This window comes from Nodosilinea sp. P-1105 (genome assembly GCF_012911975.1).
In the GTDB taxonomy this organism is placed as follows: domain Bacteria; phylum Cyanobacteriota; class Cyanobacteriia; order Phormidesmidales; family Phormidesmidaceae; genus Nodosilinea.
Window position 1 is genome coordinate 92,930 of sequence record NZ_SMDQ01000007.1, and the last position, 12,545, is coordinate 105,474.

11 protein-coding genes are annotated in these 12,545 nt (G+C 56.0%); 1 reads left to right on the forward strand and 10 read right to left on the reverse strand.

The features are described from left to right. Nucleotides 1-74: 74 nt before the first annotated feature. Entirely contained in the window at nt 75-878 is an 804-nt protein-coding gene (locus tag E1H13_RS05110; protein ID WP_169612326.1) for a DUF3095 family protein, read from the forward strand. A 307-nt stretch (nt 879-1,185) separates the two neighbouring features. Here E1H13_RS05110 and argJ read toward each other — a convergent pair whose 3' ends face one another. The 10 genes from argJ to E1H13_RS05160 form a co-directional block, all read right to left on the reverse strand. Beyond that, the gene (gene argJ, locus E1H13_RS05115) at nt 1,186-2,427 is read right to left on the reverse strand and encodes a bifunctional ornithine acetyltransferase/N-acetylglutamate synthase (protein WP_169612327.1); all 1,242 of its coding nucleotides are present in this window, start codon (nt 2,425-2,427) and stop codon (nt 1,186-1,188) included. Between the two features lie 251 nt (nt 2,428-2,678). Beyond that, nucleotides 2,679-4,166 (reverse strand): Asp-tRNA(Asn)/Glu-tRNA(Gln) amidotransferase subunit GatB, encoded by a 1,488-nt coding sequence (gene gatB, locus E1H13_RS05120; RefSeq protein WP_169612328.1) that lies wholly within the window; start codon nt 4,164-4,166, stop codon nt 2,679-2,681. 147 nt (nt 4,167-4,313) lie between these two features. Beyond that, entirely contained in the window at nt 4,314-5,372 is a 1,059-nt protein-coding gene (gene proX / locus E1H13_RS05125) for a glycine betaine/L-proline ABC transporter substrate-binding protein ProX (protein WP_240966457.1), read from the reverse strand. 67 nt (nt 5,373-5,439) lie between these two features. Beyond that, the gene (locus E1H13_RS05130) at nt 5,440-6,396 is read right to left on the reverse strand and encodes a proline/glycine betaine ABC transporter permease (RefSeq protein WP_169612330.1); all 957 of its coding nucleotides are present in this window, start codon (nt 6,394-6,396) and stop codon (nt 5,440-5,442) included. Nucleotides 6,397-6,421: 25 nt separating this feature from the next. Further along, nucleotides 6,422-7,669: a glycine betaine/L-proline ABC transporter ATP-binding protein gene (locus E1H13_RS05135; protein ID WP_169612331.1), complete on the reverse strand. Its 1,248-nt coding sequence runs from the start codon at nt 7,667-7,669 to the stop codon at nt 6,422-6,424. Between the two features lie 225 nt (nt 7,670-7,894). Further along, nucleotides 7,895-8,788: a 4-hydroxybenzoate solanesyltransferase gene (locus E1H13_RS05140; protein WP_169612332.1), complete on the reverse strand. Its 894-nt coding sequence runs from the start codon at nt 8,786-8,788 to the stop codon at nt 7,895-7,897. Between the two features lie 270 nt (nt 8,789-9,058). Further along, nucleotides 9,059-9,412 carry a type II toxin-antitoxin system PemK/MazF family toxin gene (locus tag E1H13_RS05145; RefSeq protein WP_169612333.1) on the reverse strand — a complete coding sequence of 118 codons (354 nt, stop codon included), beginning with the start codon at nt 9,410-9,412 and terminating at the stop codon, nt 9,059-9,061. 2 nt (nt 9,413-9,414) lie between these two features. Beyond that, the gene (locus E1H13_RS05150) at nt 9,415-9,645 is read right to left on the reverse strand and encodes a hypothetical protein (protein WP_169612334.1); all 231 of its coding nucleotides are present in this window, start codon (nt 9,643-9,645) and stop codon (nt 9,415-9,417) included. A 145-nt stretch (nt 9,646-9,790) separates the two neighbouring features. Further along, nucleotides 9,791-11,488 (reverse strand): SulP family inorganic anion transporter, encoded by a 1,698-nt coding sequence (locus E1H13_RS05155; RefSeq protein WP_169612335.1) that lies wholly within the window; start codon nt 11,486-11,488, stop codon nt 9,791-9,793. Between the two features lie 191 nt (nt 11,489-11,679). After that, nucleotides 11,680-12,543, reverse strand: coding sequence for a universal stress protein (locus tag E1H13_RS05160; RefSeq protein ID WP_169612336.1), 864 nt, complete (start codon nt 12,541-12,543; stop codon nt 11,680-11,682). Nucleotides 12,544-12,545: the final 2 nt, after the last annotated feature.

Below are 12,545 nucleotides of genomic sequence, written 5' to 3' on the forward strand. Positions count from 1 at the left end.
TGCTGTGGGGCTGAACAGATCGTCCTTCCAAATCGTTTCTCAAGCTTAACTCCAGATGGCACCCTGGATTTCCTATGGCTAACGCTAACTTTTATGCTTCGCTTCCAGCCTTTGACCACTTCTCAGACCTGGCAAATCCAACTAATTTTACAGATGCTCCTGAAGACTGGTACATCTTAATTACTGATGTGGTGAATTCCACCCAGGCGATCGCGGCCGGTCGTTACAAAGAGGTCAACGTGTTAGGAGCCAGTTCGATTATGGCGGTTCTAAATGCTGTTGCTCCCCTAGAGATACCGTTTGTCTTCGGTGGAGACGGAGCAACCATGCTCGTACCCCCCACTGAACTACAGCGGGCGCGACAGGCGCTATTGGGAATTCGTCGCCTAGCACAAGAATCGTTTGGGCTAGACCTGCGCATAGGGGTTGTGCCTCTAGCCGCAGTTCCTGTCCAGCACGCTGTCAAGGTAGCCAAGTTACGACTGACCAAAACCTACGGTCAGGCTAGTTTCATCGGCGGTGGGCTAACCTATGCCACGGAACTGGTTAAGCAGTACAAAACCAATACCCGGGCGGCGACCGATCACCGCAAGATTGATGATGCCCTGCACATGGTGATTTCTGGCAGTCCTGCTCAGACCCAGCAACTGAGCGACTACCTAGAACAGCGGTTTCGCCAGGGCCATTTAGTCTACGGTCTGCATGTCTCTGATCGAGCACTCATGACCTGCCTAATCATGAACCGTCGCGATCGCCACTTTCACCTGATTGACGGTGCCGACGGGGGGTATACCCTAGCGGCTCAACAGATGAAAGCCAGGCTCAAGGCCAAAGCCCAGAACTGGCGCACCTATGCCCAGCTAGCGAGGAGGGCGTAAGCGAACTAAGCTGGCCTATCCTAACCTCGGAGACGGGATGCAACAAAGCACCCATACCAAAGCATCCATACTCTGGGGGTGCAAGACGCCCAAAGCCTTTCTCCCCTGCTTTGCTCACCCCGCCCTACGTTCTGCTGCGGCTACGCGCGGGCATCGCCCTAGTGTTCTGTGAAGCCAGAAGTGGCGGGTCAGCAGGGCCTAGGATACACGGTGCAAGGTCGGCTCACCTTAAACCGCATACCGTAAACCGTGAACCCTAAGTCACATCTCTCGTCATTATTTTTTTGACTGACTACTAAGTTCGTCCCTATGTCGTATATTCCGCATTGATCTTGACGTAGTCATAGCTCAAATCACAGCCCCAGGCCTGGCCAGTGCCAGGGCCATCGCCAATCCGCACATGGATAGCCACAGTATCGCTCTTCAGATACTCGCCCTGGGTGGCCTGGGTCAGGTAGGCGCTGGCTGCCGGGCGGTCAAAGGCTAGGGGTTGACCGTGCTCCATTAGGAGCATATCCCCTAATTGTATGCGTAGGTCATTCTGGTCGAAGGCCACTCCAGCCCGGCCAGCGGCGGCGGCAATGCGGCCCCAGTTGGGGTCGTGCCCAAAGATGGCCGATTTTACCAAGGAAGACCCGGCAATGGTACGGGCCACTTGATTGGCGACGGCTTGGTTGGCAGCGCCGGAAACGTTAACTTCGATCAGGCAGGTGGCCCCTTCCCCGTCACGGGCAATGGCTTTAGCCAGGTGCTGGCATACAGCCGTTAGCATCGCTTCCAATTGATTGGCCTCAGCCCCTTCATCCATGATCGCCGGAGTCCGGGATTCACCATTGGCCAGGGCCAGTAGGCAATCGTTGGTGCTGGTGTCGCCGTCTACGGTGATTTGATTAAAACTGCGATCGGCGGCCCGGCGTAGCATGTCTTGCCATAGGGTGGGGGAAACAGTGGCGTCGCAGGTGACAAAAGCTAGCATGGTGGCCATGTTGGGATGAATCATGCCCGAGCCTTTGGCGATGCCACCAATGCGTACGGGGCGATCGTGAATCGTGGTTTCTAACGCCACGGACTTGGTCACCAGGTCGGTGGTGATGATGGCGCTAGCCGCCGCATCAGACCCAATGGCAGACAGGCTCTGGACCAATGGGGGGATGCCGGCTTTTAGCTGTTCCATTTTGATCGGTTGGCCAATCACCCCGGTAGAGGCAATCAGTACGGCTTCTGGTGCTATGCCCAGGGCAGCGGCTAGGGTTTCGGCGCTGTCTACGGCATCCACCCAGCCCTGATTACCGGTACAGGCGTTGGCTTGGCCCGCATTAACTAAAATGGCTCTGGCACTAGACTTGGCCTCTAGCCGTTGATAGCAGTAGTCGACACAGGCCGCTCGCACATGGCTGGTGGTAAAGACTCCTGCTGCGATCGCATCACAGTCTGAATAAATCAGAGCTAGATCTGCCGCGCCTGATGGCTTTAGACCAGCGACAACACCCGCCGCTTGAAACCCCTTGGGCGCAGTTACCCCTCCGTCGACTATCCGCCAGTCTGCCATGGCCTCTCCGTACAATGCTGATCAGCTTCCACGGGATTATAGCAACCACCTCTTACCAGAACGACGTCCCTAGCGACAAAAAAAAAGGAGAGCCCAAAAGCTCTCCCTACCATCAGGGTGCATCTGGTATCATGTTAACCCAGAAAAAGCACGGGGGGTAAGACCCCTTATTTAAAGTTTCAACAAAACTTAGCCATCCACATTACAGGGGATTACCCATTGACGTTGTACGAGAATAGGGCCGTTGGTGGCTAGCCGTTCAGTTTCTTACTCAGCAGCTGATTACTGAGCTTAGGATCGACCCGTCCACCGCTGCGCTTCATGAGTTGACCGACGAAGAACCCTTGAAGTTTCTTCTTGCCGCCGCGATAGGCCTCCAGTTCGGCCGGATGATCAGTCAGCACCTGGTCAATCATGGCGTTGATTGTCGTTGGGTCAGAAATCTGGCTTAGGCCCCGTTCTTCAACGATGGCTTTTGGGGATCCCCCCTGGGCCAAAAGCTCGGGCAGTAGGTCTTTGCCAATCTTATTGCTGATCGTACCCGCCTCAATCAGCTGCACCAGTTCTGCTAGGAGATCTGGGGTTAGCGGCAGCTCGTCAATCGTCAGCTTTTCGGCATTCAGGTAAGCCGCTATGTCCTGGGTAATCCAGTTGGCGGCTAGTTTGGGGTCGCCCCCTGCTGTGACCGTAGCCTCGAAGTACTCGGTGATGGCCCGCTCATCGCTGATGACCCGGGCATCATAGGCTGAAAGGCCGAATTCTGCCTCGTAGCGGCTGCGCTTTTGGGCTGGCAGTTCCGGTAGTTCCTTCTGCCAGGCGTTTTTTTGCTCAACTGACACGACAATCGGGGGCAGGTCGGGTTCAGGAAAATAGCGATAGTCACTAGACCCTTCTTTCGAACGCATGCTTTTGGTGCGTTGCCCCGCCTCATCCCACAGGCGAGTTTCTTGAACAATCGCTTCCCCAGACTCATTGGCTTTGATCTGGCGGTCGATTTCGTAATCAATCGCCTTCTGGATGGCACTAAAGGAGTTCATATTCTTGATCTCCACCTTGGTGCCAAAGGCCTCTTGCCCCACAGGGCGCACCGAAATATTGACGTCACAACGCAGGGACCCTTCCTGCATGTTGCCGTCGCTAATGCCCAGGTAACGCACAATTCGCTGTAGCTCTTGGGCGTACTCTGCGGCCTCCAGGCCACTGCGAATGTCGGGTTCTGACACGATCTCGATCAGCGGCACCCCAGCCCGGTTGTAGTCCACCAGGGAGTAGGTGGACCCGGCCAGCCGGTCACTGCCTGCATGTACCAGCTTGCCTGCATCTTCTTCCATGTGCAGACGAGTGATACCGATGCGCTTGCGAGTCGCGTCCTTAGTTTTCTTGTCAATCAACTCAATTTCCAGCCAGCCGTGCTCGGCAATGGGTAAGTCGTACTGGGAAATTTGGTAGTTTTTGGGCAGGTCGGGGTAGAAGTACTGCTTGCGATCGAACTTGGAATAAGGGGCGATCTGGCAATTTAAGGCCAGCCCAGCCTTAACAGCATACTCCAGCACTTTTTGGTTGAGCACCGGCAGTACCCCTGGCATGCCCAACACAATCGGGTCGATGTAGGTGTTGGGGTCTGCCCCAAAGGCCGTGGAGGCAGGGGAGAAAATCTTGGTGTCGGTACACAGCTGACAGTGGGTTTCGAGACCAATGATGGCTTCGTACTGGGTTTTGGCCGGGGCCGCAGTGGTCATAGACTGCTCCAACAAATCACGATGACGTAACCATTGTAGCGGGATGGGGGAAGGTGAAGTGTGGTAGATACCCCACCGTCCCCTTGCCCCATTCCCGGCCCGGGCAGACTACCCAGGTCTGCCCCTACGGAACCCATTCACTCGCCCCTAACGGCCAGCCTGGAGGCCAGCTTGGCGGGCGGCTTCGACCCATTGATCAAACTGCTCCTGGTTTTCGGCCACCCAGTCTTCCGCATGGCGGCGAATGTCGGTGGGGCTGTCTTCGCCATCGCGCATCAACTGGTTTTGGGCGCTGACATCTTCAATCGGGATTTCTACCAACCTAAAGAATTCAGCGGCAGCCGCATTGCTGTCGTAGAAGTCCTGATTGGCCAAAATTTCCTGGGTATCTACGGCAAACCCCAAGTTGAGCCCATCGACAATCGTATCGGCTTCGTCAACATCCCCCTGTTCAGCGGGTAGGGACGTGTAAGGCACTTCTAACCAGACCACATCCTCATCTTCCCGCAGCACACCGCTGACCCAGAGAGGGGTCCAGGTGTAGTAGAAAATGGGTTCTCCCTGGTTAAAGCGAGTGATGGTGTCGGCCATCAGGGCAAAATACTGCCCCTGGTCGTGCTGCACCGTGTCTCGCAAGCCATACTCATCCAGGTGATGTTCAATCACCAACTCGCAGCCCCAGCCGGGGTTACAGCCGGTCAGGTTGGCCCGACCATTGCCATCGGTGTCAAATAGAGCAGCAATCTCAGGGTCAGCGAGTTGGTCCAGGCTGGTGATGTCATGCTCTTCGGCGGTGGCTTTGTCGATTTTGTACCCTTGCAGCACGTTGTCGATAAACACCCCGGTGCGCTCTAGGCGCTCGTCACCGCCACTGTTTTCAAAAAAGTCGGTGTGCAGCCGGGTCCAGTGGGCCGCCGTAAAGTCAATGCCACCCCCGGCAATATCCACATGCAGGGTGGCGTACTCTAGCTCCAGACCCCGCTGGACTTCATAGCCCAGCTGTTCTAAGCCAATGTTGACCACTTCGGTTTGAAACAGTTCTTCCAGCACCGAGTAGCCAGGGGTCACCATCACCCCCGCGCCGGGCTGGTCATTGTCTCCTGGGGTTTCGGTGACCTGGGTTCCTGGGTCACAGGCGGCTAGGCCAGTCAGGGTGGCGGTCGCCAGGGCGATCGCACTGACCGGTCGAGCCCAATTAGACATCATAGACATTGGCATTAAGGTCTTCATAACAAACGTTGTTTTTGAAACGACAAGCCGCAAAGCGGCAGATTTAGGCTTTAGCTGAGACCTGGCGACGGTTGAGCAGACTGCGAATCGCCCCGATGGGTCCCCGTTCGTTCCAGGTGAGGCCATCTTTGGGGGGGTTGCCCATGGCCTGGGTCAACCGATCTAGCACCACCGCCAGCACCACAATCCCCAGTCCCCCCACGGCGGCCAACCCCACATCCAGGCGGCCAATCCCACGATTCACCATTTGCCCCAGACCTTCCACGGCAATCAGGGAGGCAATCACCACCATAGATAGAGCCAACATGATGGACTGGTTGACCCCGGCCAAGATGGTCGGCATCGCCAGCGGAATTTGCACATCCCACAGCATTTGGTTGGGGGTGGACCCAAAGGCCAGGGATGCCTCAACCGCTTCGGTGGACACTTGGCGAATGCCAATGTTAGTCAGACGAATCAGCGGCGGCACCGCAAAAATAAAGGTGACAATTACCCCAGGCACTTTGCCCGTACCAAACAGCATCACCACTGGTACTAAATACACAAAGGCTGGAAGGGTCTGCATAGCATCTAAGATGGGGCGAATCAGACCTTCAACCCGGTGGCTGCGGGCAGCGGCAATGCCGAGGGGTAACCCCACCACAATGCACAACACCACGGCGGTAATCACTAGGGATAGGGTGGTCATCGATTCCCGCCAGGCCCCCATCAGGCCAACGAAGATCAGGGCGGCCATGCTACCCCAGGCTAGCCGTCGACCGCCAAACTGCCAGGCGATCAGGCCTAATATCCCCAAAAAGAGGATGGGCGGTAGCCAGAGAAAAAAGTCTTCGATGCCGTTGAGTACGGCACCAATGGGCCAACGGATCAGCTGAAACAGCCAGCGAAAGTTGGTGACAACCCAATTGACTAAAGCGGCAATCCAGTCGGCCACGGGAATGAGTTCGGTGGATTGACCGCGAAATAGCCAGTTGAGAAAGTCGGAGATCCAGGGAGTCATGGGGGAGGGTAAGAGGTGACGTTAATTAGGCCAGTACAGGCTGATCGCCACTAGGGGCTAAGGGAGGGGTCGGGTCTGGGGGGCTGGCTTGGGTGCTAATCCCGGCCAAAATATCAAAGGGCCTAATCACCCCCCTGAAGCGGCCATCTGCATCTACGACGGCCAGGGGAATGTCGGCTTGGGCAATGTGGAAAATCTCTTCGAGACTGCTAGCGGCGGGCACGGTGGGAAAGTCAGTCAGCATCACCTGGCTGACGTCAACCTCGCCACGACTGGCGGCGGCGGCTAATTCATCGCGAATTAGCAGTCCAATCGGTTTGCCGTCACCGTCAATCACATACATGTGTTCGCGGTGGAAGTCTTGCATTTGTCGCAGCGCTGCGACGGTCGGCCCAGTGCCGATCACAAAGGGGCGGGTGCGGCGGGCAATAGACCCGGTCTTGAGTACCTGGGCCCGGTTGACATCCTGGGTAAAGGCGCGGATGTAGTCGTCGGCGGGTTGGGTGATGATCTCTTCTGGGGTACCCACCTGCACCAGGTAGCCGTCTTTCATGATCGCGACGCGATCGCCAAGTTTGAGCGATTCCTGAATGTCGTGGCTGATAAAAATAATCGTTTTCTTCAGGGTGGCTTGTAGCCGCATTAGCTCATCCTGCATGCCCCGGCGAATCAACGGGTCTAAGGCGCTAAAGGCCTCATCCATCAGCATAATCGGCGCATCGGTGGCTAGGGCCCGGGCTAACCCCACCCGCTGTTGCATGCCACCACTGAGGTTGTCCGGTAAATAGTCGCCCCAGGCCTCTAATCCGACAGCGGCAAGGGTCTCAGCCGCTTTTTGGCGACGCTCGGCAGCGGCAATGCCACGCATTTTGAGACCGTACTCTACATTTTCCAGCACCGTTTTGTGGGGAAACAGCCCAAACCGCTGGAAGACCATGGAGATCTTGGTGCGGCGCAACTCCCGCAGTCGTTCTGCAGAAAACCGCACAACATCCTCCCCATCGATTAATATCTGCCCACTGGTGGGTTGAATCAGCCGGTTAATGCAGCGTACCAGGGTTGATTTCCCAGACCCAGAGAGCCCCATAATCACGAAGAGTTCCCCTTCGTGAATGGTGAGCGAGACATCTGCCACCCCTAAGACATGGCCAGTGGCCTCAAGAATGTCATCTCGATTACCACCCTGCCGAAACAGCTTTAGGGCCCGTTGGGGGTGGTCGCCATAAATTTTAACCAGGTGTTCTAGGACAATCTTAGGTTTTGAACTTGGCATTACTTAATTTTGGACAGAATTGGGTAAGCCCTTGGGAGTGACTGACCCATGCTCGATGACACTACCCTTCAGTCTCAGCCGTCAGAGAGAATTTGTGTGTCTCAGGACACAAAAATTTGTCTAATGCCCATGCTGAACCAACTTACCGAAACCTAAAGTCTCGACTACATCCCTGGCCTGGCCTAACTTTGCCACCATGATGGCCAACCGTAGGCTTTACATCACTTAAAGTACCGTTAGCCAAGTGCCCAGCAGCATACCGGCCAATAGCACAAACCCCAGTTGGACATTCTGCTTGAAAATCTGACCATAGAGCTTTTGGGCTGGTTTGTAGCGACTCAGCAAATAGGTCTGTCGGGACCAGACCACTAGCGCGATCGCCAGGGTGAACCAGTAAGGCAAGGCCAGCAATTGCAGTAAGCCCAACCAAATCAGCATTAGCCAGGTGCCTAAAAAGCACAACCCGACAAACTGAGGCGTATAGTCGCCAAAACATAACGCGGCAGAATTGACCCCGAGGCGGCGATCATCGTCGCGATCGGGAATGGCGTAGACCGTGTCAAACCCCAGGGTCCACAGCACCACCGCCAGCCACAAAATCCAGGCGGGCAGGTCCAATCGGCCAGTGACCGCTGCCCAGGGAATTAGCACCGCAAACCCCCAGGCCAGGGACAGCACCAGCTGGGGCACTGGGAACACCCGCTTGGCTGCGGGATAGAGCAAAATAAATGGCACCGCCAACACGCACAGCCAGAACCCCAGGGCATTGAGGTACAGGGACAACCCGTAAGCACAGAAGAGCGCCACTACCAGTACCCCCATCCCCACCTGTACCGACAGGTCGCGGGCGGCCAGGGGCCGGGTGCGGGTACGGGCCACATGGAGGTCAATGTTGCGATCCCATAGATCATTGACCACACAACCAGCGGCACTGGTGGCCAGGGTACCCAGAATGATTACCCCCACCAGCGGCAGGGGGGGCTGCCCATCGGCGGCCAACACCACCGACCAGAGGGCGGGAATCATTAAAATTAACCGGCCAGTGGGCTTATCCCAACGCAGTAGGCGGATGATCGCCTGTAGCTTTGAGGGACTGGGCCGGGTAGAAGGACTCGCCATAGTCGCACAGGTTTAGGATAGCGGTACGTTGATCAGCATAGCGATGTCGCCAATGCGGGGGACTTTGACAGCTCTTGCTCCCCCAAAATTATGCCCTTCGGGCACGCTGCGCGAAGGGGGTGGGGAGCCTTTGGGGGTAACTTTCTCACGAGCTTGTTACAGAATGAGGATTTCGCTATTGGTATCAGAATTGGGGGCTGGGGGGCAAATCATACCTGTATTAGCAACGCCAGTCACAGCTGCGGTGATGAGGCAAGGTCGTAGTGATCACTACGACCCATAACCGAGGGTCAGGAGTACAGTATCTTCAAGTTGAAGAATGGTTTCAGCTTTGAGCTGCCCTAGTCGTTTGATAAGACGACTCTTATCTAAAACGCGCATTTGAAAACAAAGTGCAACTGAGGCCTGAGATAATCCACCGTCCCCTTGCTCAATTGACACACAGATGGGTAATGAAGCGCGACGCTGATTAGTGGTTAGGGGAATGGTGATAACGGTTGTCGAAAATTGAGAAACAATATCGCTTTGAAAAACAATAACTGGGCGCACTCCTGCTTGTTCAGAGCCTTGGGTTGGGTTGAGATTCGCTAGCCAAACTTCGCCACGTTTGAGCTGATTTGCCATAGCTAGTCTTCTTGGTGCAGCATGTCTACGTAATCGCCTATGCCCAATTCGGCAAAGGTTCGATCTTCGTCGACAAATTCGTCGGCGAGGGGCGCTAGCTGATCCGGATCGAGCACGATGCGACGACGCTGGTCCCGAAATTTGAGAAAGGAAATAAAGTCAGCAACTTGCTGAAGCTGCTCACGGGTGAGCTGATCAAGATCTTGTTTGACGGCTTCGCTGCTAACTAACATCGTGTTGAGTCCAGAATAATCGATAAGATTTTTAGAGCCTCTTTACAGGACAACCCCCTCCGCACCAGTCGATCATAGCATTGCCAGTTCGCAGTAGATTGAGTCGATGCTGTTGACGCAGACTAGACCACCAGCCTGGGGATAGCTAGACCGTGACTGGGGGCTGAATCAGCACCAGGGCCGACTGTAGGGCTTGGAAACGATTTTCCACCTGGTGAATGGCGGGGGGCACTTTACTGTCACTGCGTTTACGCTGGGTGACAAACCGTTGCAGGTCTAGGGTTTCGAGGCGGCTTTGCACTTGACCCGGTTTAACCACAATCCAGACATTGCGATCGCGCTTAACCGCATCCTGCACAATCGACTCAATCGCCAGGGCCGCTGTCACCCCAATGGTGGGGACTTCGCTCAGATCCAGCACCAGGGCCCGATAGTTTTTGACAAACGATAGGCGGCGAGAAATACTCTTCGCCGCCCCAAAGCTCATGGGTCCCCCTAGCTGCAACATCAGAATATCGCCCTTGGACTGGATCAAAATATCTTGCTCAGCCAGGGTGAGGTTTTGGCTATCGGTAGGGCCAGTAATGGTTTTAATCCGGTTGCTCTGCAAATCCGATAGCCGCTTAATCGTCAGCATGTTGGCCACAAAGGCCCCCACCAGCACCGCCGTAATCAAATCGACAAACACGGTCAGAAACAGCACCATGTACATGATGCCGGTGCCCTTGAGGGAAATTTTGGGAGCCCGTTTGATAAAGCCCCAGTCCAAAATGTCGATGCCTACTTTTAGCAAAATGCCCGCCAGCACCGCATCGGGAATTTGGGCGGTGAGGGGTCCGGCCCAAAAAATGACCAGCAACAGTACCAGGGCATGGATTAGCCCTGATAGGGGAGTACGGCCGCCCGCCTGCACATTCACCACGGTACGCATGGTTGCCCCGGCCCCCGCCAATCCGCCAAACAGTCCGGAAATCAGGTTGCCGATGCCCTGGCCAATCAGCTCTTTGTCAGAGTCGTGCTGGGTGCGAGAAATACTATCGGCCACCAGGGAGGTTAGTAAGGAGTCGATCGCCCCCAGCACTGCCAGCATAATGCCGTAGCGCAGCATGTCATCCAATTCCCGCAGGTTGAAGCTGGGCAGCTTCAAGTTAGGCAGTCCCTGGGGAATAGTGCCGATGCGGGGTAGATCCACATCCCCTAAAAACAGGACGGAAACCAGGGTGCCGACGACCAACGCAATCAAGGGAGATGGCAAGACGCGATTAAGGCTAGTCGGTACGGCATAAACAATGGCCAGGGTAAGTAACCCTAGCCCTAATGCAAACCAGTTGGGTTGACTGAGAAACGCCGGTAGCTGCTGCAAGGTGCCAATCACCCCACCAGCCGCCTGGTGCCCTAGCAAAGGCGGCAATTGCAATAACACAATAATCACCCCAATCCCGGACATAAAGCCGGAAATGACGGTGTAGGGCAGTAGCGTAATATATTGGCCCAAGCGCATCAGGCCAAAGATAATCTGCAACACCCCCCCCAGCATCACCACCGTAAACGCCATCGCTAGGCCGGTGCCATCGGGGTAGCGGGCCACAAAGGCCGAAATCACCGTGGCAATTACGACGGTCATGGGACCGGTGGGACCGGAGATCTGGGTGGGGGTACCGCCAAACAGGGCCGCAAAAAAGCCGGTGAAGACAGCGCCATAGAGGCCAGCGATCGCCCCGGCCCCTGAAGCAACGCCAAAGGCCAGGGCCAGGGGTAAGGCGACAATGGCCGCTGTGACGCCGCCAAATAGGTCCCCGCGCCAGTGGCGGAAACTAAGGGAGTTCACTAGAGGAATCGACACGGGTTCTTGCCTCAATCACAAACATTGGGGGGTGATGGCTGCTACTATGATCCACCTTTAGGGGCACAACGGACACTAAATTCCTGGTCCCAAGTGCCTTGGCATCCCATGTATGGGGATTGCTCCTGTTGGTCGAGGCGGTCATGACTGAAGGGGGTAAAGCTCGTGACCAAGCTGCCATCCAGGGGGCTTCAGCGGAATACCAGAACCGGTATGTGACTGCTGCGCAGGACTTGAGCGGTCGTACTACCAATCACCAGGTGACGGATGCGGCTGTGGCCGTAGGCCCCCATCAATAGCAGGGAAATGGTGTGGGTGTCGCAGTATTGAGCGATTTCCGTTTCCGGGTTGCCCTCTTTTAGTACACAAGTGGGCTCAAACCCGCCCTGCTGGGCCTGGTATCGGGCCTGGTCTAAGCGGGTAGAGGCCGTGGTGTCGTCGGCATTTTTAGCCACGGTCATAAGATGTAGGTCTAGGCCTTGAAACAGGGGTGACTGGGTGGCAAAGGCCAGCATCTTTTGGCCGCTGTCGCTCCCATCATAGGCCACCAGCACCCGCTCAATGGGCTGATACTGGCGCGACGTCACCAGGCAGGGTTTGTGGCTAGCCCGGACAATGCGCTCCAGGTTGGCCCCCAGGTGGCCCGAGGCAAACTCGGCCGTTTCCCCCCGTTTGCCCAGCACCATCAAATCGGCATGGGTTTCCAGGGTTTCCAAGGCGTCTACCAGGAATCCTGTTTTGTGAAGCAACCTAACCGAGGCCGCACCATGCTCCATGAGCACCTGCTCAGCTTCCTGCAAAATCAGCTTGGCCCGTTCGTGATTGAGTCGGGCTCGCTCATGCTCCACCTCCACCAGTTTTTTCAGTAGGGATTCCGAGGCTCCCAGGCCAATGCTGCCACTCAGGTTACTGGCCTCGGCGGTGGCTTTGCCCCGGGCATCGGTGACGTACAGGACCTCCACGCTGGCCCCCAGTCGCTGGGCAAACCAGGCCCCATAGCGGTAGCTGCTCTGGGCAAAAATCGAGCCGTCTGTGCACAGAAGAATGGTTTTCATCA

Excerpts from the sequence above, each read along its gene's own strand:
- E1H13_RS05110 (WP_169612326.1), top strand. The coding sequence starts at position 75 with ATGGCTAACGCTAACTTTTATGCTTCGCTTCCAGCCTTTGACCACTTC.
- argJ (WP_169612327.1), bottom strand. The coding sequence starts at position 2,427 with ATGGCAGACTGGCGGATAGTCGACGGAGGGGTAACTGCGCCCAAGGGG.
- gatB (WP_169612328.1), bottom strand. The coding sequence starts at position 4,166 with ATGACCACTGCGGCCCCGGCCAAAACCCAGTACGAAGCCATCATTGGT.
- proX (WP_240966457.1), bottom strand. The coding sequence starts at position 5,372 with ATGATGTCTAATTGGGCTCGACCGGTCAGTGCGATCGCCCTGGCGACC.
- E1H13_RS05130 (WP_169612330.1), bottom strand. The coding sequence starts at position 6,396 with ATGACTCCCTGGATCTCCGACTTTCTCAACTGGCTATTTCGCGGTCAA.
- E1H13_RS05135 (WP_169612331.1), bottom strand. The coding sequence starts at position 7,669 with ATGCCAAGTTCAAAACCTAAGATTGTCCTAGAACACCTGGTTAAAATT.
- E1H13_RS05140 (WP_169612332.1), bottom strand. The coding sequence starts at position 8,788 with ATGGCGAGTCCTTCTACCCGGCCCAGTCCCTCAAAGCTACAGGCGATC.
- E1H13_RS05145 (WP_169612333.1), bottom strand. The coding sequence starts at position 9,412 with ATGGCAAATCAGCTCAAACGTGGCGAAGTTTGGCTAGCGAATCTCAAC.
- E1H13_RS05150 (WP_169612334.1), bottom strand. The coding sequence starts at position 9,645 with ATGTTAGTTAGCAGCGAAGCCGTCAAACAAGATCTTGATCAGCTCACC.
- E1H13_RS05160 (WP_169612336.1), bottom strand. The coding sequence starts at position 12,543 with ATGAAAACCATTCTTCTGTGCACAGACGGCTCGATTTTTGCCCAGAGC.